25 protein-coding genes are annotated in these 26,489 nt (G+C 71.9%); 14 read left to right on the forward strand and 11 right to left on the reverse strand.

The window, feature by feature from the left end:
• The first annotated feature begins 8 nt into the window (after positions 1 to 8).
• On the forward strand, positions 9 to 1,313 hold the full coding sequence (locus OG595_RS11960) for a beta-ketoacyl-[acyl-carrier-protein] synthase family protein (RefSeq protein WP_329270933.1): 1,305 nt from the start codon (positions 9 to 11) through the stop codon (positions 1,311 to 1,313).
• 67 nt (positions 1,314 to 1,380) lie between these two features.
• Here the strand turns inward: OG595_RS11960 and ku are convergent, their stop codons facing one another.
• Positions 1,381 to 2,397, reverse strand: a complete 1,017-nt coding sequence (ku, locus tag OG595_RS11965; RefSeq protein WP_329270935.1) for a non-homologous end joining protein Ku — start codon at positions 2,395 to 2,397, stop codon at positions 1,381 to 1,383.
• A 56-nt stretch (positions 2,398 to 2,453) separates the two neighbouring features.
• On the opposite strand from ku, the gene ligD reads away from it, so the two are divergent.
• Positions 2,454 to 3,317: a non-homologous end-joining DNA ligase gene (gene ligD / locus OG595_RS11970; protein ID WP_329270937.1), complete on the forward strand. Its 864-nt coding sequence runs from the start codon at positions 2,454 to 2,456 to the stop codon at positions 3,315 to 3,317.
• A gap of 40 nt (positions 3,318 to 3,357) precedes the next feature.
• Here the strand turns inward: ligD and OG595_RS11975 are convergent, their stop codons facing one another.
• On the reverse strand, positions 3,358 to 4,107 hold the full coding sequence (locus OG595_RS11975; protein ID WP_329270939.1) for a class I SAM-dependent methyltransferase: 750 nt from the start codon (positions 4,105 to 4,107) through the stop codon (positions 3,358 to 3,360).
• A 105-nt stretch (positions 4,108 to 4,212) separates the two neighbouring features.
• Complete coding sequence (locus tag OG595_RS11980; RefSeq protein WP_329270942.1) at positions 4,213 to 5,016, reverse strand: nuclease-related domain-containing protein; 804 nt, start codon at positions 5,014 to 5,016, stop codon at positions 4,213 to 4,215.
• A 123-nt stretch (positions 5,017 to 5,139) separates the two neighbouring features.
• On the opposite strand from OG595_RS11980, the gene OG595_RS11985 reads away from it, so the two are divergent.
• The 7 genes from OG595_RS11985 (at position 5,140) to OG595_RS12015 (ending at position 12,036) form a co-directional block, all read left to right on the forward strand.
• A complete protein-coding gene (locus OG595_RS11985; protein WP_329282824.1) occupies positions 5,140 to 5,646 on the forward strand; it encodes a protein-tyrosine phosphatase family protein in 507 nt (168 codons plus the stop codon).
• A gap of 177 nt (positions 5,647 to 5,823) precedes the next feature.
• On the forward strand, positions 5,824 to 6,609 hold the full coding sequence (locus tag OG595_RS11990; protein ID WP_443073013.1) for a hypothetical protein: 786 nt from the start codon (positions 5,824 to 5,826) through the stop codon (positions 6,607 to 6,609).
• On the forward strand, positions 6,606 to 7,892 hold the full coding sequence (locus OG595_RS11995) for a HAMP domain-containing sensor histidine kinase (protein WP_329270944.1): 1,287 nt from the start codon (positions 6,606 to 6,608) through the stop codon (positions 7,890 to 7,892). The genes OG595_RS11990 and OG595_RS11995 overlap by 4 nt, the downstream gene beginning before the upstream one ends.
• A gap of 67 nt (positions 7,893 to 7,959) precedes the next feature.
• Positions 7,960 to 8,484, forward strand: a complete 525-nt coding sequence (locus OG595_RS12000; protein ID WP_329270947.1) for an SH3 domain-containing protein — start codon at positions 7,960 to 7,962, stop codon at positions 8,482 to 8,484.
• A gap of 62 nt (positions 8,485 to 8,546) precedes the next feature.
• The gene (locus OG595_RS12005) at positions 8,547 to 9,968 is read left to right on the forward strand and encodes an FtsW/RodA/SpoVE family cell cycle protein (RefSeq protein ID WP_329270950.1); all 1,422 of its coding nucleotides are present in this window, start codon (positions 8,547 to 8,549) and stop codon (positions 9,966 to 9,968) included.
• A gap of 35 nt (positions 9,969 to 10,003) precedes the next feature.
• The gene (locus OG595_RS12010) at positions 10,004 to 11,473 is read left to right on the forward strand and encodes a penicillin-binding transpeptidase domain-containing protein (RefSeq protein ID WP_329270954.1); all 1,470 of its coding nucleotides are present in this window, start codon (positions 10,004 to 10,006) and stop codon (positions 11,471 to 11,473) included.
• 44 nt (positions 11,474 to 11,517) lie between these two features.
• Positions 11,518 to 12,036 (forward strand): DUF3291 domain-containing protein, encoded by a 519-nt coding sequence (locus OG595_RS12015; RefSeq protein WP_329270957.1) that lies wholly within the window; start codon positions 11,518 to 11,520, stop codon positions 12,034 to 12,036.
• Here OG595_RS12015 and OG595_RS12020 read toward each other — a convergent pair.
• Positions 12,017 to 12,877, reverse strand: coding sequence for a hypothetical protein (locus OG595_RS12020; protein WP_329270959.1), 861 nt, complete (start codon positions 12,875 to 12,877; stop codon positions 12,017 to 12,019). The two genes, OG595_RS12015 and OG595_RS12020, sit on opposite strands and share 20 nt — an antisense overlap.
• A 119-nt stretch (positions 12,878 to 12,996) precedes the next feature.
• Here OG595_RS12020 and OG595_RS12025 point away from each other — a divergent pair, with 119 nt between their 5' ends.
• The 4 genes from OG595_RS12025 to OG595_RS12040 all read left to right on the forward strand — a co-directional run bounded on the left by OG595_RS12025 (position 12,997) and on the right by OG595_RS12040 (position 16,298).
• Entirely contained in the window at positions 12,997 to 13,941 is a 945-nt protein-coding gene (locus OG595_RS12025; RefSeq protein WP_329270961.1) for an AurF N-oxygenase family protein, read from the forward strand.
• 42 nt (positions 13,942 to 13,983) lie between these two features.
• Complete coding sequence (locus OG595_RS12030; RefSeq protein WP_329270963.1) at positions 13,984 to 14,637, forward strand: TetR/AcrR family transcriptional regulator; 654 nt, start codon at positions 13,984 to 13,986, stop codon at positions 14,635 to 14,637.
• A gap of 4 nt (positions 14,638 to 14,641) precedes the next feature.
• Positions 14,642 to 14,962 carry a hypothetical protein gene (locus OG595_RS12035; protein ID WP_329270965.1) on the forward strand — a complete coding sequence of 107 codons (321 nt, stop codon included), beginning with the start codon at positions 14,642 to 14,644 and terminating at the stop codon, positions 14,960 to 14,962.
• A gap of 103 nt (positions 14,963 to 15,065) precedes the next feature.
• Complete coding sequence (locus OG595_RS12040) at positions 15,066 to 16,298, forward strand: C40 family peptidase (protein ID WP_329270967.1); 1,233 nt, start codon at positions 15,066 to 15,068, stop codon at positions 16,296 to 16,298.
• On the opposite strand, the gene OG595_RS12045 is transcribed toward OG595_RS12040, so the two are convergent.
• From OG595_RS12045 to OG595_RS12065, 5 genes are read right to left on the reverse strand one after another with little or no spacing between them, the layout of a single operon-like run.
• Positions 16,271 to 17,524 carry a styrene monooxygenase/indole monooxygenase family protein gene (locus OG595_RS12045; protein WP_329270969.1) on the reverse strand — a complete coding sequence of 418 codons (1,254 nt, stop codon included), beginning with the start codon at positions 17,522 to 17,524 and terminating at the stop codon, positions 16,271 to 16,273. The two genes, OG595_RS12040 and OG595_RS12045, sit on opposite strands and share 28 nt — an antisense overlap.
• Before the next feature lie 48 nt (positions 17,525 to 17,572).
• On the reverse strand, positions 17,573 to 18,220 hold the full coding sequence (locus tag OG595_RS12050) for a GTP-binding protein (RefSeq protein ID WP_329270971.1): 648 nt from the start codon (positions 18,218 to 18,220) through the stop codon (positions 17,573 to 17,575).
• Positions 18,201 to 18,611, reverse strand: a complete 411-nt coding sequence (locus OG595_RS12055; protein ID WP_329270973.1) for a DUF742 domain-containing protein — start codon at positions 18,609 to 18,611, stop codon at positions 18,201 to 18,203. Before OG595_RS12055 ends, OG595_RS12050 begins: the two co-directional genes overlap by 20 nt.
• Positions 18,608 to 19,162 carry a roadblock/LC7 domain-containing protein gene (locus tag OG595_RS12060; protein WP_329270975.1) on the reverse strand — a complete coding sequence of 185 codons (555 nt, stop codon included), beginning with the start codon at positions 19,160 to 19,162 and terminating at the stop codon, positions 18,608 to 18,610. Before OG595_RS12060 ends, OG595_RS12055 begins: the two co-directional genes overlap by 4 nt.
• Positions 19,159 to 22,020, reverse strand: coding sequence for a sensor histidine kinase (locus OG595_RS12065; RefSeq protein WP_329270977.1), 2,862 nt, complete (start codon positions 22,018 to 22,020; stop codon positions 19,159 to 19,161). The genes OG595_RS12060 and OG595_RS12065 overlap by 4 nt, the downstream gene beginning before the upstream one ends.
• A gap of 439 nt (positions 22,021 to 22,459) precedes the next feature.
• On the opposite strand from OG595_RS12065, the gene OG595_RS12070 reads away from it, so the two are divergent.
• A complete protein-coding gene (locus tag OG595_RS12070) occupies positions 22,460 to 23,251 on the forward strand; it encodes a hypothetical protein (protein WP_329270979.1) in 792 nt (263 codons plus the stop codon).
• A 34-nt stretch (positions 23,252 to 23,285) separates the two neighbouring features.
• On the opposite strand, the gene OG595_RS12075 is transcribed toward OG595_RS12070, so the two are convergent.
• Positions 23,286 to 23,789 carry a MarR family winged helix-turn-helix transcriptional regulator gene (locus tag OG595_RS12075; protein WP_329270981.1) on the reverse strand — a complete coding sequence of 168 codons (504 nt, stop codon included), beginning with the start codon at positions 23,787 to 23,789 and terminating at the stop codon, positions 23,286 to 23,288.
• A 197-nt stretch (positions 23,790 to 23,986) separates the two neighbouring features.
• Positions 23,987 to 26,410: an endopeptidase La gene (lon, locus tag OG595_RS12080; protein WP_329270983.1), complete on the reverse strand. Its 2,424-nt coding sequence runs from the start codon at positions 26,408 to 26,410 to the stop codon at positions 23,987 to 23,989.
• Positions 26,411 to 26,489 lie beyond the last annotated feature (79 nt).

The following is a 26,489-nucleotide window of genomic DNA, read 5'->3' on the forward strand; positions in this document are numbered from 1 at the left end:
GCCCCGCCATGCGTTCCGAGCCGGATGCCCCCGAACACCTCAGTCGCGTCGGCGCCCGCCGGGTCGTCGTCACCGGCCTCGGCGCCGTCACCCCGCTCGGCGTGGGCGTCCCCGACCTCTGGCGAGGACTTCTCGAAGGCCGTTGCGGAATAAGGGAGTTGACCGGCGAGGAGTTCGCCGGTCTGCCCGTCCGGGTGGCGGGCACGGTCCCCGTGGACACGGCAGGACTGCTCCCCCGCCCCCAGGCCCGCCGGATGAACCGGTCCGCGCAGTTCGGCGTACTGGCGGCACGGGAGGCCTGGCGGGACGCGGGCTTCGACGGTTCGGGCACGGAGGCGAGCGGCCTGTCCCCCGAGCGGGTGGGGGTGTCGGTGGGCGCGATCCTCGGCGACGCCTCGGTCCTGGTCGGCGGCGACCGCAGACTGCGCGAGCAGGGCCCCCGGGCGGTCTCGCCGCTCACCACCCCCATGACGGTGCCGTCGCAGACCGCCTCCCAGATCTCGCTGGCCCTGCGCATCACGGGCGAGGCCCGCACGGTGACCAGCGCCTGCGCGTCGGGCACCGAGGCGATCGGCCAAGCCATCGACCGCATCCGGTACGGCCATGTCGACGTCGCCCTCGCGGGAGGCGCCGAGGCTGTCGTCACCCCGGCGATCATGGCGTCCTTCGCCGCGATGCGCGCCCTGTCGACGCGCGCCGCCGGGGAGCTGCCGTCCCGCCCGTTCGCCCGGGACCGGGACGGTTTCGTCAACGGCGAGGGCGCGGGTTTCCTGCTCCTGGAGTCCGAGGAGCACGCCCGGGCGAGGGGCGCCCGCGTCTACTGCGAGGCGGCCGGCTGGGGCCTGTCGGCCGACGCCCACCACATGGCGGCGCCCGACCCGTCCGGCACCGGAGTGGCCCTGGCCATCCGCCGCGCCCTGCGCGACGCCGGCGGCCACCCCGCCGACGTGGTCCACGTCAACGCCCACGCCACGGCCACGATCGACGGCGACCTGGCGGAGGCCGGCGCGCTGCGGGCGGTACTGGGCACCACCCCGGCCCCCGTCACCGCCCTGAAGGGACACCTCGGACACCTCCAGGGCGCGGCGGGCGGGGTGGAGGCGGTGGCGACGGTCCTGACCCTGCACCACGGCACGATCCCGCCGACGATCGGCTGCGCGAACGGCGACCAGGACGAGGCGATCGACCTGGACGTGGTGCGGGGCACCCCGCGCCCGCTCCCGGACCACGGCGACCTGGCCCTCAGCAACTCGTTCGGGTTCGGCGGCCACAACGCGGTACTGGCGTTGCGGCGCGAGCGCTTCGCCGGATAGGCGGTTCGTTGGCTGCGGGCCAGTGGGGGCCTGTCGCGCAGTACCCCGCGCCCCTGTCGGGGCGCTGTCACGCCGAACGTTTGCGGGAGGCCGTCTTCTTGGCGGCGGCCTTCTTGGCCGGGCTCTTCCTGGCGGTGCCGGTCAGCTTGTCGCCGGTGGTGGTCTTCTTCGCTGTGGTCTTCTTGGCCGTGGTCTTCTTCGCTGTGGAGGTCGACTTCTTCCCGGGCTCGGCCTTGGGGGTGGCCTTGGCAGGGGGACGACGTCCCCGCAGGGGTTGGACCTCGCCCTCCGCCGCCTTCTCCTGCTCGCCCCGCGACTCCTTGGCCTCCCGGACGCTCTTCTCCAGCGCGGCCATCAGATCGAGCACCTTGCCACCACCGCTCGGTGCCGGGGCGTGCGGAGCCTCCTCCCCGGCGGCCTTCGCGGCGATGAGCTCCTCGACGGCTTCGCGGTAGTCGTCGTGGAGGTGGGCGAGATCGACCTCGCCGAGGGTGGCCATGAGGGCGTCGGCGAGATCGAGTTCCCGGTCCCGCACGGTGACGCCGGTTTCCGGCGCGACACCGTCCGTGGCCCGGATCTCGTCGGGCCAGAGCAGCCCGTGCATGGCGATGACGTCGTCTACGACCCGCAGCATGCCGAGCCGCTCCCGCCCCCGGAGCGCGAACTTGGCGATGGCGACCTTCCGGCTGCGCTTCAGGGCCTCGCGCAGCAGGATGTAGGGCTTGGCGGCCGGGACCCCGTTCGCGGAAAGGTAGTAGGCGGTGTCCATCTGAAGCGGATCGATACGGTCACCGGGCACGAAGGCGACGATCTCGATGGTCCTGGCGGTGGGCAGGGGCAGCGACGCCAGATCGTCGTCGGTGATCGGGATCATCGTCCCGTCGGCGCCCTCGTACGCCTTGCCGATCTCGTCCCCCCGGACCTCGCGGTCCTCCATCTCGCACACCTTGCGGTACCGGATGCGCCCGCCGTCCTCGACATGGATCTGCCGGAAGGAGATCGAGTGGCTCTCGGTGGCGTTGACGAGCTTGATCGGGATGCTGACCAGCCCGAAGGAGATGGCGCCGTTCCATATGGATCGCACGAGGGGAACCTTCCTCCGAGGGTGGCTTTGCCCCGCTTTCGTGGGATTCTCATCGTATGACGCCGATCACGGAGGTGGAGGGGCGAAGGGTGGTCCTCTCCAACCTGGAGAAGGTGATCCACCCGGCGACAGGCTTCACCAAGGGGGAACTGCTCCACTACTACGCCACCACCGCGGACGTCCTCCTCCCCCACCTCCACGACCGCCCGGTCTCCTTCCTCCGCTACCCGGACGGCCCCGACGGCCAGGTCTTCTTCGCCAAGAACGTGCCGCCCGGTACGCCCGACTGGGTCACGACGGCGGAGGTCCCCCGCTCGGAGGGCCCGGCGCGCATGGTCCTGGTCCAGGACCTGCCCTCGCTGATGTGGGCGGCGAACCTGGTCACGGAGTTCCACACCCCGCAGTGGCTGATCGACGCCCCCGGCGAGGCCGACCGCCTGGTCCTCGACCTGGACCCCGGCCACCCGGCGACGATCGTCGAGTGCTGCGAGGTCGCGCTGTGGCTGCGGGAGCGGCTGGCGGCGGACGGGCTGGAGGCGTACGCGAAGACGTCCGGCTCGAAGGGCCTGCACCTCCTGGCGGCACCGGCGACCCGGACCCCGTCCGGCGAGATCACGGCGTACGCGAAGGACCTCGCGGTCGAGGCGGAGCGCGCCCTCCCCCACCTGGTCGTCCACCGCATGAACCGCAGCCTGCGCCCCGGAAAGGTCTTCGTCGACTACAGCCAGAACGCGGCCCGGAAGACGACGGCGACGCCGTACACGCTGAGGGCTCGCGCGGAGCCGACGGTGTCGGCACCGGTGACGTGGGAGGAGGTGGCGGGGTGCACCGATCCGGCCCAACTCGCGTTCGGGGCACCGGACATCGGCCCCCGTCTCCAGGCGCACGGCGACCTGCTGGCACCCCTGCTGGAGGGCTGACACCCAACGGACGTCCCTGACCTGCCCGAGGAAGAGGGGGTCAGCCGGCCCGGAGCCGGAAGTGCAGCAGTCCGGTGTCGTCGGCGGAGACGGGCTTGCCGTCGGGGTCGGTGACCGCGGTCACCGTCAGGCCGGCGGTCGTGGCCAGCTTGTCGAACTGGTCCCGGGTGTACCAGTGCAGGACCCACGGGCGCTCCACGACGCTGCTGTCCGAGCCGTGGTGGCGCTCGTAGCGCAGAAGCGTCGTCCGGGTCCGCGCTGTCTCGTCGTGTTCTTCGGCGACGACGGAGAACCGCAACTCCGCGCCGTCGGGTGCGGCAGCCGTACGCACGTGGCCGATCTGTTCGGCCGGGGTCGGCGCGGGGGTGAACAGGGGCACGAGGGCGGTGCCGCCCTCCGTCAGGTGAGCGCGGATGCCGCGCAGGGCGGCCAGGGCCGCGCCGTCGTCGGGGAGCAGGGTGAAGGTCGGCCCGGCGAGGAAGATCGCCCGGTAGCGGCGGGGCAGGTCGAGGGTTTCCATGCGCTGGTGGAACACGGTGGCGCGGATGCCTTGTTCATCCGCCCGGCGACGGAGGCGTTCGAGCATGTCCGCGGAGGAGTCGACACCCTCGACATCCAGGCCGCGTCGACGCAGGTCGAGCAGGGGATCACCGTCCCCGCAGCCCAGCTCCAGCGCCGGCGTGCCGGCCTGCCGGATGAAGTCCGCGTAGGGCTCGGGGTCCTGGGACGAGGATTTCAGCGGTCCGTAGAGGTCCGCGACGATCCCGGTGTAGAAGTCGGCTGGGTCCACGGCCGTCACCCTACGCAACCCGTCCCGCACGGTCACTCGAATATCAAGTGCGGCGCGTTCCGAGGGAGTTGGCCGCGATCGAGCGGAGCCGCCGCCCGGCCGCCGTCACACCCGTCCCCAGGTCCCCCGGTCCCGCGCCACCGCGTGCAGCGCCTCCACATCGGCCGGTTTGAGCACGCCCCCCAGCCTCGCCAGTCCCGACAGGTCCGTGTCCTGGAGAACCCTGACCTCCCGCAGTGGAACCGTGATCCTCAGGTCGGCCGGGCCTGCCAGGGCGAGGACGGGGTGGACCTCGGCCGTCAGCGCGTACGAGGCCCGGTCGGCGTCGGAACGAACCCGGCGCAGTAGTGGGCGGGGGTCCCGGCGGCCCAGGGAGACCATGGGGTCGGCGACCAGTACCCGTTGCTTGCGGGCGTACAGCGTGTGCACCGCGAACAGTCCTCCGGGGCCGATCACCAGGTGGTGGATCCGGTCACCGCCGGGAAGCGGGAGCGAGTGCAGGGTGTGCCAGCCCGCGCCCTCCAGCGCCTCCAGGGCGTCGCCCACCGCCTGTTCCGCCGCCAGGGCCCGCCGTCGGGGGTCCGGGCGGAGGCGGTGAGGCGGTCCGGGGTCGCGGTCCAGGGCGATCTGGAGGGCCTCGCCGGGACGGTTCGGGGCCAGGTCGTCGTCGGGATGGAGGGAGAGGCGGGCCAGTTCCGCCGGGGTGGGGACCGGGGGCGGGCCCACCGTCACCGGGCCCGTCAGGAACGGGCCCAGGGCTTCCAGTACGTCCCCTCTGAGGTCGTCGCTCAGCAGGTTGACCCGGGACGACTCACGGTCGTACCAGGCGATGTTCCGCCCGTCCGTCAGGCACACGTACAGCCGCTCGTGACCTTGCCGCCAGGCCGGTACGACACGCAGTCCGCTCATCCACCATCACCCCAATCCCCGCATGGCCATGGGAACAGGCGGGGTGCTGCGGGGGCAAGGACCCGGTTACCTTTGAAGGGAGTCGGGGCGGAGTTGGGTGCCCGAGTGGGGGAGGCGGCGAAGTTGCGGACCCGCGGGAAGGAGCCCGACGTGCCGGCTCCGGGCAAGCCGTGGAGCGAGATCGTGCCCGGGCTGTGGATGGGCGGACACGAGTTCACGCGTCGCCCGGGGGAGATCGAGTTCGCCGTCGTGCACGATGAGTTCGACCTGGTCATGACCCTGCTGAGGCTGCCCGGGTACGGGCCGGATCCCGGCGTCGAGCACCACGTGTGGTCCATCCCGGACGGGCCGCTCGACGGGACCCAGCTCGCCGGCGTGATCCGGCTCGCCGAGGCTGTGTGCGCGGCACTTGAGGACGGGCGCAAGGTGCTGGTGCGCTGCTACAGCGGCTACAACCGGTCGGGGCTCGTCGTCGCGCACGCCCTGGTCCTGGACGGGTACGACATCGAGGAGGCGATCCGCCTCATCAGATCCCGCCGCTCCCCGTGGGCCCTGCACAACGAACGGTTCGTGGAGTATCTGCGGACGGGCCTGTCCACGGCCCGGCTGCTGGAGGAACTGACGGAGTAGCCCGCGTGGCCCGCATGACCTGTGCGGCCCGCATGACCTGTGCGGCCCGCATGACCCGTGCGGCCCGCCCGGCGAAATGCGACTTCCCTGCGAATGAATAGGGTGTCGTGCACGAGGCGACTCATCTGCCGTCGCCCGTCACACCCTTTCCGACACCGACGCCGACGCAGGAGTGCAGTGGACGCCAGCCGCATCTCCCGCGCTGCCCGCACCTCCCCCGCCGCCCGGGCCTCGCGCGTCTCCCTCGCCGTCCTCGCCCTCGCTCTCGCCACCTCAGCCTGCGGTGACGCCGGCGGGCTGCGCGGGGCCGGGCCGACCGCCACCGCCGTCAGCCCCGCCCGGCTCTGGCCCGAGTTGCCCGCCGCCTCCAGCCCCGCCTGGGACTACGGCGAGGCCGAGACCGAGACCGTGAAGGGCGTCACCGCCCCCGGCGACGACATCCACAAGGTCGACCCGGTGGCCGTCGTACGGGCGGAGATCGCCAGGCATGCCGACACGTACACCGCCGACGGTGCCCCGTACACCGGGACGGCCGCCGGAATGGCGGCCTGCGACCGGAAGGGGCACACGGGTACCGATACCGGCGGCGGTAGCGGCGCCTGTCCCGTCCTCAGGGCCTACTACCGCGACCTCACCGGCGACGGCCGTGACGACATGGCCCTCGGTTTCCGGCTGCTGCCGGGCAACGGGACGGCCGTACGCGTGTACACCTTCCAGCGGCACCGGCTGGTGCAGATCATGGCGAACGACGACGCCGTGACCGCCGTGGAGCTGGCCGGCCGGGCCGTGATCATCCGCTCGCCGTCGCAGATCCCCGGGTACGAGTACCGCACGCAGTGGACCTGGGACGCCGACCAGAAGGCGATGCTGCTCACCCGGGACGAGTTCCTGCGTACCGGCAAACCCAAGCGCCTCGCCTCGGCTGCCCCCTCGCCCCTGCCCTCCTCCGCGAGTGCCCGGTGAGGGTCTCGCTGCCCGGGTGGGCAGGCACCCTCGCCGCGAAGGCCGCGCTGTTCATCACCGGGATGTGCTGCGCCCTCGCCGCCCTGCTCGGCGTCCTCGTGCATGTCTCGGTGACCCACCAGACCGTCGACCAGGCCCGCGACCGCGCCCTGTCCCGCCTGGTGGAGGCCACTGCCGCGTACGAGGCCGGGGACGCGCTGCGGCCCCACACCGGCATCGATCCGGAGGGGCTGCCCAAGGCGCTGCGGAATCTCGCGGCGGCCGGGGAGCGCGGCACGATGGTCACCGACCACGACGGGGTGCCGACGATGTGGGCGGCGGGGCCCGCGGACGGCGGGCACGCGCTCGCCGTGGCCCTCGACTACTCGCAGAGCGCCCGTACGATCGAGGGCCTCGACCGGGCCATCCTGTGGTCGTCGGGCCTCGCCATCGGCGCGACGCTGCTGGTCGGCGCGTTCGCGGTGACCCGGGTGACCCGGAGGCTGCACGCGACCGCCCAGGTGGCCCGCCGGATCAGCGCCGGCGACCTGGACGCCCGCGTCGGCGACGCCCGTACGCAGGACCCGAACCGCTCGCCGGACGAGGTCGCCGCCGTCGCCGCCGCCCTCGACAGCATGGCCGCCTCGCTGCAACGGAAACTGCTCAGCGAACAGCGCTTCACCGCCGACGTGGCCCACGAGCTGCGCACCCCGCTCACCGGGCTGCACGCCGCGGCCGAACTGCTGCCCGCCGGGCGGCCGACCGAGCTGGTCAGGGACCGGGTCGCCGCACTGCGTACGCTCACCGAGGACCTGCTCGAAATCTCCCGGCTGGACACGGGCAAGGAGCGGCTGGAGGCCGAGACGGAGGCGCTCGGCGCCCTCGCCGAACGGGTCGTACGGGCTTCCGGGGCCACCGGAGCCGACACGGAGATCGTCGTCGCCCGGGACGCCCTCGTCGACACCGACCGGCGCCGTCTCGAACGGGTGCTCGGCAATCTGGTCGCCAACGCCCACCGGCACGGACGTACGCCCGTGACGCTCACCGTCGACGGGCCGGTCGTGACCGTGCGGGACCACGGTGACGGCTTTCCGGAGTACCTGGTGGAGCACGGGCCGCAGCGGTTCCGTACGGAGGGCGGGGCGACCGGACACGGGCTCGGGCTGACGATCGCGTTGGGCCAGGCGGAGGTACTGGGCGCCCGGCTCACCTTCGCCAACGTGCCGGAGAGTGACGGCGGTGGCGCTCTGGCGACGCTCACACTGGCCGAATCCCGGGGGCCGGCCACCAACGGCCCAGCGTGACGGGCGCCTTACACGACCCGCTCCTAGCGTGGCGGTTAGTCAGCTCTGTCCTGCCAAAGGAGCCCACATGTCACCGCGGACCACCCTGACCCGCCTCGGCATAGCCGCCGCCACCACCGCACTCTCCGTCGGCGCCGTCACCCCGGCACTCGCGAGCCCCGCCGACGACGACTGGGGCACCAGCTGGAACCAGCAGCAACAGAACAGCCAGAGCAACCAGAACAGCGACGGCGGCGGGCAGCAGCAGAGCGGCAACAGCTGGAACCCGCAGAACAGCAACCAGCAGAGCAACAGCCAGCAGAGCGGCAACGGCGACTGGGGCCAGCACAACAACACCAGCAGCAGCAGCAACGCCGTCCTCTACAAGGGGATCGTCACCGCCAACGGCGGACTGCGGCTGCGCAGCGCGCCCAACCGCGGCAGCGCGATCATCCGGGTCGCCCCGAAGGGCTCGATCGTCAACATCTTCTGCAAGACCGGCGGCGAGAACGTCGACGGCAACTCGCTCTGGTACCTCCTCACGGACGGCACCTGGGCCTGGGGCGCCGCCCGCTACATCGACAACATCGGCGCCGCACCGCGCTTCTGCTGACCCCGGCCCTGCCCCGGCGCAGCATCACGCAACATTCCGCCCACTTTGGGTAGATTCCGGGCATGACGAAGCCCGGAACCACCGTGGCGGCGGAGTACGAGGAATCCCCGAAGCCCTGGCTGTCGGAGCCCGCCGATCCCTCCGCTCCCGCCCCGCGCGTCCCCCGGCGCCGTGGCATCGAACTGGCCCTCATCGTCGTCGCCGTCCTCCTCTCCGTGTTCGGCTACTGCGATGTGGGCCTCGCGAAGAACGGCACCGTCCCGCCCGGCGCCGCCGGTTACGGCGCCGGGCTCGGCGTGCTCGCGCTCCTCGCCCATCTCGCGGTGCGCCGCCGCGCCCCCTGCGCCGACCCGCTCCTGCTGCCCATCGGCGTGCTGCTCAACGGCCTCGGCCTGGTCCTCATCTACCGGCTCGACCTGGAGACACCGGGCCATCGGGCGGCCCCCGCCCAACTCGTCTGGTCCACGGTCGGCGTGGCGCTGTTCATCGTGGTCGTCGTCCTGCTGCGCGACCACCGGGTCCTCCAGCGGTACGCGTACGTCTGTGTGGCCGCCGCCCTCGTCCTGCTCACCCTCCCGATCTTCTTCCCGGCGGTGAACGGGGCCCGTATCTGGATCCGGATCGCCGGGTTCTCCTTCCAGCCGGGCGAGTTCGCGAAGGTGCTGCTGGCGGTGTTCTTCGCCGCGTACCTCGCCGCCAACCGGGGCGCGCTCGCGTACACGGGCCGCCGGATCTGGCGGTTCAGCAGGCTCCAGCTCCCCACCGGGCGGGTCCTGGGCCCGATCGTCGCGATCTGGCTGCTCAGCGTCGGCGTACTGGTCCTGGAGCGCGATCTCGGCACCTCGCTCCTCTTCTTCGGCCTCTTCGTGGTGCTGCTGTACGTCGCCACGGGCCGCACCGGCTGGATCGCGGTCGGGCTGCTGCTGGCCGCGCTGGGCGCCTTCGCCGTCGGCACCCTCGAACCGCACGTCCACAGCCGCGTCGAGGACTGGCTGCATCCCTTCGCGACGATCGAGGCGGGTCAGGGCCCCAACCAGCTCTCCCAGTCGCTGTTCGCGTTCGCGGCCGGCGGCATCCTCGGCACCGGCCTCGGGCTCGGCCACTCGATCCTGATCGGCTTCGCGGCCAAGTCGGACTTCATCCTGGCGACGGCGGGCGAGGAACTCGGGCTGGCCGGTCTCTCCGCGATCGTCATCCTCTACGCCCTCCTGGTGGAGCGCGGCTACCGGGCCGGACTGTCCCTCCGCGACCCCTTCGGGCGGCTGCTCGCCGTCGGCCTCGCCTCGATCGTGGCGCTCCAGGTGTTCGTGATCGCGGGCGGGGTGTCGGGCCTGATCCCGCTCACCGGTATGGCGATGCCGTTCCTGGCGCAGGGGGGCTCGTCCGTGGTCACCAACTGGATCATCGTGGCGCTGCTGATCCGGATCAGCGACTCGGCCCGGCGACAGCACAACGAAGTCGACGACGGGCAGCGCACACCATGACGAGACAGCCCGAACGGGCAAGAAGACCACGGCAGATGACGCGCTGCATCAAGCACGCCGCCCTCTTCTGCGCCCTGCTGCTCCTCGCCCTCCTCGTCAACATCACCCGCGTCCAGGTCGTCCAGGCCCAGCGCTACGACGACAACACGGCCAACCGCCGCCTGGTGATCGCCCGTTACGGCCGGCCGCGCGGCGCCATCCTGGTCGGCCACCGGCCGGTCACCGGGTCAAGGGACACCGGCGAGCAGCTCCGCTACGAACGGACGTACAAGAACGGCCCGTTGTACGCCCCGGTGACCGGCTTCGCCTCCCAGGTGTACGGCACGACGTTCCTGGAGCACGCGGAGGACGGCATCCTGTCGGGCACCGATCCACTGCTCTCGCCGTTCCCGCTGTGGAACGACGTGACGCGCGCGCAGAACCCCGGCGGCGAGGTGGTGACCACCGTCGACCCGGCCGCCCAGCTGGCCGCCTACGAGGGTCTCGGCCTGCGGAAGGGCGCGGTGGCGGCCGTGGAGCCGTCGACCGGACGCGTCCTGGCCCTGGTCTCCGCACCGTCGTACGACCCGGCGGCGCTGTCCGGCAACGGGCTTGCCGTGGAGCGGAGTTGGCGGCGGCTGAACGCCGATCCGGACAAACCGATGCTCAACCGGGCGGTGCGGCAGACGTATCCACCGGGTTCGACGTTCAAGGTGGTCACCGCGGCGGCGGCCCTCGACGCGGGGGTGGTCACCGATCTGGACGAGCCGACGCGCTCCCCCGACCCGTACCGCCTCCCCGGTACGTCCACGGCGCTGACGAACGAGGGCGACGGGTGTGCGGACGTCTCGTTGCGGGAGGCGTTCACCTGGTCGTGCAACACGGTCTTCGCCAAGCTGGGCGTGGACGTGGGCGTCGCCGATCTGGCGGCCACGGCGGACGGGTTCGGCTTCAACGACGCGGGGCTTCGCATCCCCTTCTCGGTGGCGCGGAGCACCTTCGACACACACGTCGACAAGGCGCAGTTGGCGCTGTCCGCGATCGGCCAGTACAACACGCGGGCCACACCGCTGCAGATGGCGATGGTCGCGGCGGCGGTCGCCAACGGCGGCCAGGTGCCCGCCCCGTACCTGGTGGAGCGGACAACCACCGCGCACGGCAGGACAGTCGCGAGCCCGGGCGTACGGAACCGGCTCCGGGCGATGAGTCCGTCGACCGCCGTACGGATGCGCGAGCTGATGCGGGACGTCGTGGAGCGGGGCACCGGCACGAACGCGGCGATCCCCGGCGCCACCGTCGGCGGCAAGACCGGGACGGCCCAGCACGGCATCGGCAACTCCGGTACGCCGTATGCCTGGTTCATCTCCTGGGCGCAGGGCGAACGGGACGTCGAGCCGACGGTGGCCGTCGCGGTGGTGGTCGAGGACGCCTCCGCCGACCGTACGGACATCAGCGGGGGCGGGACGGCGGCGCCGATCGCGCGGGCGGTGATGGAGGCGGTGCTCGGAGGACGCGAGCGACGATGAGAAAAGGGGGTGCGGGGGCCGTACCCCCGACCTACCGTGCGGCCATGACGTCATCAGCCCCCAAAGCCGCGTACGAACTCGCCCAGGTCAACATCGGCCGCCTCAAAGCCCCTCTGGACTCAGCCCCGTTGAAGCCGTTCGCGGACGGCCTCGACCCCGTCAACGCCGTCGCGGACGCCTCGGACGGATTCGTCTGGCGGTTGCAGGGCGAGACGGGCGACGCGACCGACACGCGCATGTTCGACGACGAGTGGATCCTGGTGAACATGTCGGTGTGGCGGGACACGAACGCCCTGACGGCGTTCATGTACCAGGGGCAGCACCGGGAGTTGCTGGCGCGCCGCCGGGAGTTCTTCGAGCGGCCGGCAGAGGCGGTCACGGCTCTGTGGTGGGTGCCGGCGGGACACCGGCCGACGGTGGAGGAGGCGGAGACCCGCCTCCTCCATCTGCGTGCGCACGGACCGACGGAGTACGCGTTCACCCTGCGTACGTCGTTCCCGCCGGGCCCCGCGAGCCCGGTACCGGACCAGGCACCGGAGTCGCTCAGCCGATCGGCTTCCTGATCTCGTCGCGGATCTTGACGGCGGTCTCGGCGGCAGCCGCCAGGTCCACCTCGGCGGGCTTCTTCGTGACCGTGTCGGCGGTGATCTCGGCGATGGAGGCACCGGTGTTGCCGTCGACCCAGCCGCAGATGGGGATGGTGAGCTCCGTGCCGGACTGGTTCTGGACGAGGACCTCGCAGGTGACCGTGACGTCGGAGCCGGCCGGCTTGAAGTCCTTGGGCTTGACGGCCACCTGGGCACCGGCGCCGCCTGCCGCGCCCTTCATCATGTTGTCCCGGGCGAGACCGGTGTTCTTGAACCGTCCGTACATCCCGGAGATCACCAGCGTGCCCTGTGCCTGGTCGCCGCCGAGGCTGTACTGACCGACCACCGCCTTGGTGTCCCGGGCGTCCCAGGCGCCGTCGGCCTCCTCCTCGATGGCCTTGCCCTCGGAGCTGGAGAGGTCACCGGCCAGCTCGTACTTCTCGTCGAGCACCTTCTGCGGCAGGGTCAGCTTGTACTCGGCCTCGGGAAAGCCGGTGTCCGACTTCGTCGCGACCCAGAAGAGCACGGCCACGCCGACCACGGCCAGCACGACGACGCCGCCGATGATGCCGAGGACGAGTCCGAGCCGGCTCTTCCCGGGCGGCGGAGGCGGCGCACCCCAGGGAGCGGGGGCGGGTGCGCCGTAGGGCTGCTGCGGGCCGTAGGCGAACGGGGGCGGCGGCTGCTGGCCGTACGGCCCCGGAGGCGGACCCGGATAGGGCGGCTGGGGCGGCTGGGGCGGCTGCTGGCCGTAGGGCCCCGAAGGGGGCGGACCGTAGGGGTTGTCGGGCGGCTGGGGCGGCGGAGTCGTGGACACGCCAGCACGCTACTGCACCCGGGTGACCGTGTAAGCCGCGCATAAGACTACGTACAGGTCTTCGCGTTGGTGGCTCCCAGGGGATTGACCGACTTGCTGACAAGCGGTCTCATAAGAATGTGACGACAGTGACGGAAGCCGAGATACTCCGCGACGCGCTTGGCGTGCTCAAGGACCGGGAGCAGGTCGCCGAACGGCTGCTCGACGCGTCCGCCAGGCACTCCTTCGACCCGGACAAGGAACTGGACTGGGACGCCCCCTTCGAGGACGGCAAGTGGTTCTGGCCGCCCGAGCTGGTGTCCCTCTACGGGACTCCGCTGTGGAAACGGATGAGCGAGGAGCAGCGCATCCTGCTCTCCCGGCACGAGGCGGCGGCGCTCGCCTCGCTCGGCATCTGGTTCGAGATCATCCTGATGCAGCTCCTCGTACGGCACATCTACGACAAGGCGGCGACGAGCGCGCACGTCCGCTACGCCCTGACGGAGATCGAGGACGAGTGCCGTCACTCGAAGATGTTCGCCCGGCTGATCAGCCGCGGCGGCACCCCGTACTACCCGGTCAGCCGGACGCACCAGAACCTGGGCCGCTTCTTCAAGACGGTGTCCACCACCCCCGGTTCCTTCACGGCGACCCTGCTCGGGGAGGAGGTGCTCGACTGGATGCAGCGGCTGACGTTCCCCGACGAGCGCGTCCAGCCGCTGATCAGGGGCGTGACGAGGATCCACGTGGTGGAGGAGGCCCGCCATGTCCGCTACGCCCGCGAGGAACTCCGCCTCCAGATGGTGACGGCCCCGAGGTGGTCCCAGGAGTACACGCGCGTCTCGTCCGGCGAGTTCGCCCGGATCTTCTCGGTCGCGTTCGTCAACCCGGACGTCTACGCGAACGTCGGCCTGGACAAGGCGGAGGCGGTGGCGCAGGTCCGGGCGAGCGGACACCGGCGCGAGGTGATGCAGACGGGGGCACGGCGGCTCACCGACTTCCTGGACGACATCGGGGTGCTGCGGGGAGTGGGGCGGCGGCTGTGGATCGCGTCCGGGTTGCTGGCGCCCTCCGGCCCCTCGTAGCCGCGGGCATGCGTGTGGGCGGCACCCGATTACGCTGCCCCCATGACCTCCACTCCCGCATACCGACGACTCGGCGTCGAGGAACGGAGACACCAACTGCTGGAAGCCGCGCTCTCCCTCTTCGCGCACCGCCCCCCGGAGGACGTCTCACTGGACGACGTCGCGGAGGCGGCCGGCGTCTCGCGCCCTCTCGTGTACCGCTACTTCCCCGGCGGCAAGCAGCAGCTGTACGAGGGCGCGCTCCGCTCCGCCGCCGAGGAACTGGAACTCTGCTTCGACGAACCCCCCGTGGGCCCGCTCCCCCAGCGCCTGTCCCGCGCGCTGGACCGCTATCTCGCCTTCGTCGACGAGCACGACGCCGGCTTCAGCGCCCTCCTCCAGGGCGGCAGCGTCGTCGAGACGTCCCGTACGACGGCCATAGTGGACCGGGTCCGCCGTACCGCCGCCGAGCACATCCTCAGCCATCTCGGGGTCGCGGCACCCGGCCCACGGCTGCGGATGACCGTACGGATGTGGATCACCTCGGTCGAGGCGGCCTCGCTGATCTGGCTGGACGAGGACAAACAGCCGCCGGTCGACGAGCTGCGGGACTGGCTGGTGGAGCAGTTCGCGGCGGCACTCACGGTGACCGCCGGACGCGACCCGCAGACCGCGGCGGTCGTACGCGACGCGCTGGGCGCGGATACCGGAAACTGAACCCGTGAAGAGCCAAGACACCGCCTTCGAGGGCGGCCCCCTGGACGGCCGTGTGCTGCCCGTCCTGCTCGGGCCGACCGGCCACCCGCCGAAGACGTACAAGGTCCCGGTACCGGACGCGGCCGGCGGCCCCCCGACCGTACTGGTCTACCGGCGTGCCCCCAAGGGCCGACCGGGAAAGCTGGGCCTCCACCCGGGCTGGAAGTACGCGTACGACCCCGAGGGCGACACGGCGGGCGACGGCAGGCTCCGCTGGCCGTGGTCGAAACCGGCCACACCACCAGCCGCCACGCCGCAGGGCAAGCCGGACGACACCGACGGGTGACGGGGTTGGGCCGAACCGCGCACGCTCGGCGCGCGGACCTCGCGCCCGCGTCACAGGCTCGCGGTGCGGAGCGGAAGGGCTGCCCCGCACCGGAGGTGATGACGTGTCAGGAAGGCTTCTGCGTCTGGTCTGTACGGCGGCGATGGCGGCCGGCACACTCCTCGCCCCCGTCCCCGCACTGGCCGTGCCGGACCCGGTCCCCTCGACGACCGGCTCCCCCGCCGAGCCCACCGCGGAGGAAGAACCATCCGTCGCCGCACTCCTGACGGATCTTCAGCGGCTGTACCGCGAGGCCGAGCGGGCCACCCGGACCTACGAGGCCACCGCCGGACGGCTGAAGCGGCAGCGCGCCGAGGTGCGGCGGCTGGACGCGCAGCTCGTGCGCGCCCGTCTCTCCCTGCACGAGCGGCGCGGCGCCCTCGGCCGGCTCGCCCGGCAGCAGTACCAGAGCAGCAGCGGCATCTCCCCGTACGTCCAGCTGCTGCTGGCCCGCGATCCGCAGCACGCGCTCGAACAGGGCCATGTGATCCGGCAGTTGTCGCTGGAGCGGGCCGAGACCGTGGGCCGGCTGGTCGGCGGCGAGCGGCGCACCGACGGTCTGGCGCGCGCGGCCCGTGCCGCCCTGGACGGGCAGCTCACCCTCGCCGGACAGCAGAAGCGGGACCGGGACGCCGTACGGGAACGGCTCAGGGAGGTCGAGGAACTGCTCGCCACCCTCAGCACCGAACAGCTCGCCGAACTGGCCGAGTTGGAGCGCGGCGAAGTGACCGGGGAGCAGCGGGAGTTCATCACCTCGGGTGCCCTCAGCGCCGGCCGTAAGCCGACCGAGGAGGGTGAGCGGGCACTGCGGCAGGCCGTTGCGCAGCTCGGGAAGCCGTACGAGTGGGGTGCCGAGGGGCCGGCGTCGTTCGACTGCTCGGGGCTGACCTCGCAGGCCTGGGAGGCGGCGGGGCGGCCCGTCCCCCGGACCAGCCAGCAGCAGTGGGCGCGGCTGCCGCACATCCCACTGGCCGAGCTGCGACCCGGTGACCTGGTCGTCTACTTCCCCGGGGCGACGCACGTGGCCCTCTACCTCGGGGACGGGATGGTCGTGCAGGCCCCGCGGCCGGGCGCGAAGGTGAAGGTGTCGCCGATCGCGGCCAACCCGGTGCTGGGCGCCGTACGGCCGGACCCGGACGGGGAGCCCCTGCGGCGGTACACACCGCCGAAGCTCCCCGCCGACGCCACGGCCGGCCCGGACGAGGGCTACTCCCTCGCCACCGAGCCCACCCGGGCCACCGGCCCCGCCGGCCCCACGGGCACCGCCGGCTACGCCCCTGCGATCGACCCCAGGTAGGCGGCCGTCTTCTCGGGCTCGTAGAAGAAGTTCTCGAAGTCCGACGGGTCGTCGAAGGCGTTGGCGAAGCGGTCGGCTGCCGGGGGCAACTGGCCTGCCGCGCCGAGGAGGTTGATGACGTGCTCCGGCGGCGGGCCGAGCATCGCGTTGGTCCACTTGGTGACGTGCTGGGCGGTGTCCCAGTAGCGGTCGAAGGTGGCCCGCATCCAGGTCTCGTCGAACTCCTTCTCACCGTGTTCGAGGATCGAGGCGAGGTAGGAAGCCGCGCATTTCGAGGCGGAGTTGGAGCCCTGGCCGGTGATCGGGTCGTTGGCCACGACCACGTCGGCCACACCGAGGACCAGGCCGCCGCCGGGGAGGCGGCCGACCGGGTTGCGGACGGTGGGGGCGTAGCGGCCGGCCAGCGTACCGCCCGCGTCGGTGAGTTCGGCCTTGGTGGCCCGCGCGTACTCCCACGGCGTGAACTTCTCCATGAGTTCCAGGGTCAGGGAGAGGTGTTCGGCCGGGTCGCGGACGCCGTTGAAGACGTCGAGGGGGCCGCCGGGTATGCCCTCCCAGAACAGGATGTCGGCGCGGCCCGAGGTGGTGAGTGTCGGCATGACGAACAGCTCGCCGACGCCCGGGACCAGGTTGCAGCGGACGGCTTCCATGTCCGGGTGCTCGGGGCGCGGGCCCAGGCCGTGGACGTAGGCGACGGCGAGCGCGCGCTGCGGCTCGCGGTACGGGGAGCGCTCCGGGTCGCGGGCGAACATCGACACCAGTTCGCCCTTGCCCGCGGCGACCAGGACCAGGTCGTAGGTGCGGGAGAAGTAGTCGAGGTCGCCGACCGCCGCGCCGTGGATGACGAGTTGGCCGCCGCGCTGGGCGAACGTCTCCATCCAGCCGGCCATCTTCACCCGCTGGTCGACCGACTGGGCGTGGCCGTCGAGCGTGCCCACCCAGTCGATCGCGCGCTGTGTCGGGCCCGGGTCGTGCGAGCCGGGGGCCGCGACCGAGACGCCGAGTCCTTCGATCTTCGGGGCCTGGGACTCCCAGAAGTTCAGTTGGAGATCGCGCTCGTGCTGGAGGGCGGTGTGGAACATGCACTGCGTGGACATGACCCGGCCGGACCGGATCTCGTCCGAGGTCCGGTTGGACATCAGGGTGACCTCGTACCCGTGCGACTGGAGTCCGAGGGCTGTCTGAAGGCCGGCCTGACCGGCTCCCACGACGAGTATCTTCCGCATACGGTCTGGTCTCTCCCCTTGTCGCAGTTGCGTCGCAGTTACGTCGACTTACTCGGGACTGACGTCCAGCGCGTGGCCCACCAGGGCGAGCAGGGTCTCGATCACCGGGAGGCGGCGCCGCGCATCCATGATCATGACAGGTATGTGCGCGGGCACGGTGAGCGCCTCCCGCACATCCTCGGGGTCGAACTCCGCACTGCCGTCGAAGTGGTTGACGGCCACGATGTACGGCAGCCCGCAGCTCTCGAAGTAGTCGAGCGCCGGGAAGCACTCCTTCAGCCGCCGGGTGTCGGCCAGCACCACGGCGCCGATCGCGCCGCGCACCAGGTCGTCCCACATGAACCAGAACCGCTGCTGGCCCGGCGTGCCGAAGAGGTAGAGCACCAGATCGTCGTCGAGCGTGACGCGGCCGTAGTCCATGGCCACGGTGGTCGTCTGCTTGTCCGGGGTCGCGGTGAGGTCGTCGGTGCCCTCGCTCGCCTCGGTCATCAGCGCCTCCGTCTGGAGGGGCTCGATCTCCGAGATGGTGCCGACCATCGTGGTCTTGCCGACACCGAAACCGCCCGCGATCACGATCTTCGTGGCGATCGGCGCGCGGGTGCGGTCCTGCTGCCACGGCCGCAACTCCTCCTCGTCGGGCGACAGTCGGAGAAGCGGGGACACACCACGGGCGACGTCAGAGACGACGGAGTCCACTCAGCACCCTTTCCAGCAGCGCGCGGTCCGGCTGCCCCGGCCCGTGACCGGTTCCGTACACACGGATCTTTCCCTGGTCCGCGAGGTCGCTGAGGAGCACGCGGACCACGCCCAGCGGCATCCTCAGCAGCGCGGCGATCTCGGCCACCGTACGCATCCGGCGGCACAGTTCGACGATGGCCCGCAGCTCCGGCATGACCCGGGTGCTGAGGGAACCATTCGCCAGCTCCTTGCGCTCCTCGGGCGCCTCGATCGCGGCGACGAACGTCTCGACGAGGAGGACATGGCCGAAGCGGGTCCGGCCGCCGGTCAGCGAGTACGGGCGTACCCGGGCCGGTTTGCGGTCGCCGCCACGGACCGGGAGCCTGGGCGCGTCCGGGGTGCCGCTCATTCGGCGACCTCCGCCGAACGGCCCTTCACGGACCGGACAGCCATCGGGCCGACCGCCGCCGGCTCGCCGTCCGCCGTCCCGCGTTCGATCGACTCCCGGAGCTCACTGCGGAGTTCGGGCGTCAGGACGTGTCCGGCGCGGCCCACGAAGAGCGCCATGTGGTACGCCACCACGCTCATGTCGCAGTCCGGGGAGCCGTGCACACCGAGCAGCGAGCCGTCGCTGATCGACATCACGAAGAGGGTGCCGTCCTCCATCGCGACCATGGTCTGCTTGACGCCGCCGTAGTCCATCAGCTTGGCGGCGCCGATGGTGAGGCTGCCGATGCCGGAGACGATCGTGGCGAGGTCGGCGGCGGAGCCTCTGGGGCCGGTCGGCCGGTCGGGCCGGCGTTCCGCGTTCCTGTCTGGGTCGGACGAGAGCAGGAGCAGTCCGTCCGAGGAGACCACCGCGACCGACGTGAGTCCCGGCACCTCCTCGACGAGATTGCTCAGCAGCCAGTGCAGGTTGCGGGCTTCACTACTCAGGCCGAAGGTACTGGGCGCGGTCAACTGCTTGCCTCCTCGACTGGTCCCCCCGTGGTTTCTTCGGCACGTGCCGGCTCTGCCGTACGCGCCGTCCGCCCCGCCTGCTGCGCGATCTCCGCTTCCACGTCACGGTGCCCGTCGCGCGCGCCCCGGTGGAAGCCGCCGAGCCTGCGGCGCAGTGCCTCGGCGTCGACGGATCCCATCCGTGGTCTGGGCGGCGTGGCGGGCGCGGTGATTCTCGGGGTCCGCTTGGGCAGCCCCTTGTCGGTGACCGGTTCCTCCTCGACGCGCTCATGCGTGTCGGGGCCGATGGCGTAGGGGCCCGGGGTGGTGGTTTCGCTCGCGGTCGCGGACACGGCGTGGGTGTCGCGGTCGCTGTCACTGTCGGGAGCCGTGGGGACGGCCGGCTCGTGGGTGTCCTCGGCCGGGGGTTCCGGCACGAGCAGTTCCATGGTGATCTCGGACGCGGGCAGGGGCTCCGGCTCGTCCGCGTCCGCTTCGGCGTCGGCCTCCGCGTTCCGTACGGCCCGCTCCGCCAGCGCGATCATCGGGTCGGGTGCGTCGGCCGGGACCGGGGCGTCGGCCGGCCTCTCGCCCGGCTCGCCGTCGGGTTCCGGGTCCGGTTCCTCGGCCTCCGAACGCCCTTGCAGGACATTGGAGTTGACCTCGGCGTCGGCCCCGGGGAAGGAGAGTGCGGAACCGGCGAGCGTCGAGGTGGCCGACGGCGGTACGGCGGCCGGGTCCGGGGCCAGCAGCGCCTTCGGCAGGACGACGACCGCCGCGACACCACCCTGCTTCTGCTCCCGCAGCTGCACCCGCACCCCGTGCCGGTGGGCGAGCCTCGCGACGACGTACAGCCCGAGGCCGATCCCGTCGGCGTCCTCGCTCTCGGCGGCCTCGCCCGTCTCCCCTGTCCCGTACGCGTCGTGCGGGACGTCCGGATCGAAGTCGGCGAGGCGGGAGTTGAGGCGGACCAGGCGGTCGGCGGTCATACCGATGCCCTCGTCCTGGACGGAGAGCATGATCTCGCCGCTCTCCAGGAGCCAGCCGGAGATCTCCACCGGAAGCTCGGGCGGGGTGAACGAGGTGGCGTTCTCCAGGAGTTCGGCCAGCAGATGGCTGACGTCGTCGGCGGCGAACCCGGCGAGATGCGCGTGCGGCGGCAGCGCGGAGATGCGGACCCGCTCGTACCGCTCGATCTCGCTCACGGCGGCGCGGACCACGTCGACGAGCGGGACCGGACCCGCGTGCTGGTGGCCGTGTTCGGCGCCGGCGAGGACGAGGAGGTTCTCGCTGTGCCGGCGCATGACGGTGGCGAAGTGGTCGAGCTTGAAGAGGGTGGCGAGCCGGTCCGGGTCCTGCTCGCGCTCCTCCAGTCCCTCGATGACGGCGAGTTGACGCTCGACCAGGCCGAGGGTGCGCAGCGCGAGGTTCACGAAGGTGCCGTGGATGCTGTGCCGGGTGCGCGTCAACTGGTCGGCTGCGTCGGCGAGTTCGGTGCGCAGTTCCTCGCGGGCGTCGGCCATCTTCTGGCGCTGGCCGACCAGGTGCTTGCGGTCGGACTCCAGGGTGGCGATGCGCTCGTGGACGGCGAGGGCACGGGCGTGCAGGGCGTTGACCGAGCGGACGACCTGGGCGAACTCGTCGTTGCGGCCGGTGAACCTGACCGGTTCCTCGGCGAGCGGGTCGGCTGCCCCGGCCAGCCGGGCGGTGCCCCGGCGCAGCACGGAGAGCGGTCGGGTGAGGGAGCGGGCCATGGCGGTGGCGATACCGACGGCGACCAGGAGGAGGGCGCCGAGGGCGGCGATCCGGATCTCCAGCACGGTGACGTCGTCGTCGCGGAGCTTGGTGAGGGCCTTGGTGCGGCGGTCGTAGAGGGAGGACTCGACGCCGCGCATCAGTTCGAGGCGGGCGGAGACGGCCGCGTCGACGCCGCTGAGGCTGGTGGCGAGTTCGCTCGTGGACAGCGTGGGCTGGTCGGTGAGCGAGGCGAGGTACTTGTCGGCGCTGTCGACCTCGGGTCCGGTGACCGTGGAGTCGTAGCTGCCGACGGCGGCCTCGGGGGCGGTCTCGCGGAAGTCGGTGATCGCCGCGTCCGAGCGGAGCCGGGCCTGCTGGGCGGCGGCGCTGAGCGCGGCCCGGGTCCTGGCATCGGCCGGCGCGGTGACGGTCTGCTCGGACGACAGCCCGGTGACCGGGTCGTACACGTTCTCGGTGGACGTCGGCACACTGAGCGCGGCGAGGAGGAGACCACGGGCGGCGGCGGCCTGCTGGACGGCGGAGTCGAGTTCGGCGAGGGCGTACGCGCCGGCGCCCGCGCGGGGCGGCTGCTTCTCGGCCAGCTGTTCGGCGAGACGGTGCAGCCCGGTGATGGCGGCGGAGTACGCCTCGTGCGACTGGAGAGCGGTGCTCTTCCCGGTGAGCGCCTCCGTGCGCAGCGCCGCGATGGCGTCGAGGTCCGCGACCAGTGCGGCCGGGGTGTCGGGGTTCGCGCGCAGGTCGCCGACCTCCCGGTCGACGCGGGCGGCCCGCTGCTCGGAGGGCGCCTTGCCCTTGGGGCGGCCGGCGGCGATGTAGACGGTGGCCTCGTCGCGTTCGTCGGCGAGCGAGTGGGCGAGGGTCAGGGCGTCCTGGGTCTGCGTCGCGAGCGTCACCAGATCCTGCGAGTCGTGGAGCTGCGAGGAGGCCGCCACCACGGACGGGGCACCGGCTCCGGCGATCGCGGCGGCCACGACGGCGACGGCCACGATGAGCCGGTTGCGGACGTGGGCGGGACGACCCCGGCCCGCGGGATCGGTCGGGGCGTCACCGGTAGCGCCCCCTGCGGGAGCTGTCTGCCTGCCTGTGCGCCGAGGCCGCGTCTTCTGCACCGGTGCTCGCATTCCTGACTCGTGTGCCCATGGGCCCGGGTGACGATCCATCGGGACCCGGATGACGATCCGTCAACTGCACGGCCGCCCGGATGGTTCTGGCCTGCCGCTCACCCGGTACGACTCCGGTTCTCCGGCACAGTCCGGCTCCCGACCCTCCCATGCCGACGGGCAGGGAGCGCGCGTCACCCGACCCGCCACTCAAAGGAGTGAACATCAAGGAGTCAACATCGGCGGGGAGTTGGCGGCAAGTTCCTCCGGCCTGTGCACCCACCGTGACCGGCGGCCCGGTTGGACGTGGGCGGCGGGCTTTGACATTATCCGCTGTTACGTATTCACCGGGTGGATCATTCTCCCCCAAAACAGGCGTCTGACCAGCGAGTACACGTTGTTCGGACGATTGTTGCCAGCCTTTCGGGAAGCTTGTGAAGGGCTCGTGCAGACTGGCCGGATGCGCACTGAACTCGTCACGGAGCCCGGCGATCCGGCCCGCCCCAATGAGGACTTCGCGGCGATCGGACTCCCCGCCTCCGGGCAGGGCGGTTCGCTCGTCCTGCTGGACGGGGTGACTCCCCCCGGCTCCGGAACGGGTTGTCTGCATTCCGTCCCCTGGTACACGGCCCGGCTCGGCGGCGCACTGACCGAACTGTCTGTTTCACGGCGGGATATGCCCCTCACCGAGGTCCTGGCGGCCGCGATCTCCCGCACCGCCGGGGCCCACAGGCAAACCTGTGACCTTTCTCACCCACGCACCCCGCAGGCGACCGTGGTTCTGGCCCGCTGGTCACCGGCCGCCGTCGAGCACCTGGTCCTGTCCGACTCGGCCCTGCTGACCGAGTCCCCGGACGGCACGGTCACCGCGCACCTGGACGACCGCCTGTCCCTCGTCCCCCGCGCCTCCCTGGTCACGGACGCGATCGCCGACGCGACGGTACGCAACAGGGAGGGCGGCTTCTTCACGGCGGCGGCCGATCCGTCGGTGGCGTCCCGCGCGGTGACGGGTTCACTCCCGCGCGCCGAGGTCCGCGCCCTGGCCGCCCTGACGGACGGCGCGACCCGCTGGGTGGAGAGGTTCACCGAGGGCGACTGGACGGCCTGCTTCACCGCCGTACGCAAGGAGGGCCCGGCGGCGCTGGTGAACCGCGTACGGGAGCTGGAACGGGCGGACGCGGACGGGGGCCGGCCGCGCCTGGGCCGCAGCAAGACGCACGACGACGCGACGGTCGTGTACGTGGAGCTGTGACGGCCGGGAACCACTGACCGCCGGTGCGGCGGGCCTACTTCTCCATGCCGACGTTGAGCTGGTGCAGCAGCCGGGCCAGTTCGGCCACCTCGACACGGTCCCAGGCGGCCAGCTTGCGCACGTACCGCTCCCGTCGCGCCTCCCGGACGCTACGGAAACGGACCCGGCCCTCGTCCGTGAGGTGGACGAGCCAGGCACGTCCGTCGGCCGGGTCCGGCTCGCGGGCGATCAGGCCCAGCTCCTCCAGCGCGCGCAGCTGACGGGACATGGTGGCCTTGCCGACACCGATGTAGGCCGCGAGCTCGGTGGCACGCTGACGCCCGCACTCGTCGAGCCGCACCAGCAGCCCGTACGCCGACGACTCCAGGTCGGGGTGGACCTCGCGGGCCATCTCCCCGGAGTTGGCCCGGGCACGCCGCAGGAACACCGTCAACTCGCGCTCCAGGGCGAGGAACTCCCGCTCGACCCCGCGCCCGGACATCGCGGACTCGACACGCCGCCCGCCGAGGTTCCCCTCGCCGTTCCCGTCCTCGTGCACGTCAGCACCCCTGATCCGGTTTCGCCGCTCTGAAGATTTCCGCCACACACCGCCGTTGCCGCAGCTCGGACAGTATTTCGCAGGCCAGGAGCAACGACGTCACCCAGGTCCCCCCGCAGGCCCCGGGCACGGGTACGGGAAGGCCCGGACCCCCCTTCCTTCCGGGGACCCGGGCCCTCGCCGACCGGCAGCGTCCGTCACGCCGCTGCCGGAACCCTCACCTCCGCCGGGTTCTGAGCCGGGGTGAGCGCCAGTTCGAGGACCTGGCGGACGTCCGTGACGGCATGGACGTCGAGCTTCTCCAGGACCTCGGCCGGGACGTCGTCCAGGTCGGCCTCGTTGCGCTTCGGGATGATCACGGTGGTGACGCCGGCCCGGTGCGCGGCGAGCAGCTTCTGCTTCACACCGCCGATGGGCAGCACCCGTCCGGTCAGCGAGACCTCGCCGGTCATGGCGACGTCCGTCCGGACGAGCCGTCCGCTGAGCAGCGAGGCGAGGGCGGTCGTCATGGTGACGCCCGCGCTCGGACCGTCCTTGGGCACGGCACCCGCCGGGAAGTGGATGTGCACGCCCCGGTCCTTCAGGTCGCCCACGGGCAGTTCCAGTTCGGCGCCGTGCGAGCGCAGGAAGGAGAGCGCGATCTGCGCGGACTCCTTCATGACGTCGCCGAGCTGCCCGGTGAGGGTCAGTCCGGCGGCGCCGGTCTCCGGATCGGCGAGCGACGCCTCGACGTAGAGGACGTCACCCCCGGCCCCGGTGACCGCGAGCCCGGTCGCCACGCCCGGTACGGCGGTGCGCCGCTCGGCCGGGTCGGTGGCGGACTCGGGCACGTGGTGGGGCCGCCCGATGAGGCCGCGCAGGTCGTCCTCCGTGACGGTGAACGGCAGCTTGCGCTCACCGAGTTCGTGCTGTGCGGCGACCTTGCGCAGCAGCCGCGCGATGGACCGCTCCAGGTTCCGGACCCCGGCCTCCCGGGTGTACTCGCCGGCCAGCTTGCGCAACGCGCCCTCGTCGAGGGCGACTTCGGCGCCTTCCAGGCCGGCCCGCTCCAACTGCCGGGGCAGCAGGTGGTCCCGGGCGATGACGACCTTCTCGTCCTCCGTGTAGCCGTCCAGCCGGACGAGTTCCATCCGGTCGAGCAGGGCCTCGGGGATGGCCTCCAGGACATTCGCGGTGGCGAGGAACACCACGTCGCTCAGGTCGAGTTCGACTTCGAGGTAGTGGTCGCGGAAGGTGTGGTTCTGCGCCGGGTCGAGGACTTCGAGCAGGGCCGCGGCCGGGTCGCCCCGGAAGTCGGAGCCGACCTTGTCGATCTCGTCGAGGAGGACGACGGGGTTCATCGACCCGGCCTCCTTGATGGCCCGCACGATGCGCCCGGGCAGCGCGCCGACATACGTACGCCGGTGCCCGCGGATCTCGGCCTCGTCCCTGACCCCGCCCAGCGCCACGCGGACGAACTTCCGCCCCATGGCGTGCGCGACGGACTCACCCAGGCTGGTCTTGCCGACCCCGGGCGGCCCGACGAGGGCGAGCACGGCGCCACCACGACGCCCGCCGACAACACCCAGCCCGCGCTCGGCACGCCGCTTGCGCACGGCGAGGTACTCGGTGATGCGCTCCTTCACGTCCTCCAGCCCCGCGTGCTCGGCGTCGAGCACGGCCTGGGCGCCCTGGATGTCGTAGGAGTCCTCGGTCCGCTCGTTCCACGGCAGTTCGAGAACGGTGTCGAGCCAGGTCCGGATCCAGCCGCCTTCGGGTGACTGCTCGGAGGACCGCTCCAGCTTGTCGACCTCCTTGAGAGCCGCCTCGCGCACGTTCTCGGGCAGATCGGCGGCCTCGACGCGGGTCCGGTAGTCGTCGGACTCCTCGCCGTCCCGCTCGCCGTTGATCTCGCGCAGCTCCTTGCGTACGGCTTCCAGCTGCTTGCGCAGCAGGAACTCCCGCTGCTGCTTGTCGACGCCCTCCTGGACGTCCTTCGCGATGGTCTCGGCCACGTCCTGCTCGGCGAGGTGGTCGCGCAGCTGCTGGGTGGCGAGCTTCAGCCGGGCCACCGGGTCGGTGGTCTCCAGCAGTTCGATCTTCTGGTCGGTGCTGAGGAAGGGCGAGTAACCGGAATTGTCGGCAAGGGCGGAGACGTCGTCGATGGCCTGTACGCGGTCGACGACCTGCCAGGCGCCGCGCTTGCGCAGCCAGGCGGTCGCGAGAGCCTTGTACTCCTTGGCAAGTTCGGTGACGTGACCGGGCACGGGGTCCGGCACGGTCTCGTCGATCCGCGTCCCCTCGACCCACAGCGCGGCCCCCGGGCCGGTGGTCCCGGCGCCGATCCGCACCCGTCCCCGGGCCCGGATGAGGGCGCCCGGATCCCCGTCGGCCAGCCGGCCGACCTGCTCGACGGTACCGAGCACACCGGTGCCCGGGTACGTCCCGTCGATGCGCGGCACGAGCAGAACCCTGGGCTTGCCGGGCTCGGTGCGGGCGGCGGCCTGGGCGGCCTCCACCGCGGCACGCACCTCGGCGTCGTTCAGGTCCAGCGGAACAACCATGCCGGGCAGCACGACCTCGTCGTCGAGCGGCAGCACGGGCAGCGTGAGCGGTGTGAACGCCGTGGACTCAGTAGCCATGATCTCCCCTTCGGCACTCAAGTTGAGCTATGCCGACTCAATGCACGGCGGAGGCCGATTGTTCCCCGGTCCGTGTTCG

It is taken from the genome of Streptomyces sp. NBC_01451, assembly GCF_036227485.1.
GTDB lineage: Bacteria > Actinomycetota > Actinomycetes > Streptomycetales > Streptomycetaceae > Streptomyces.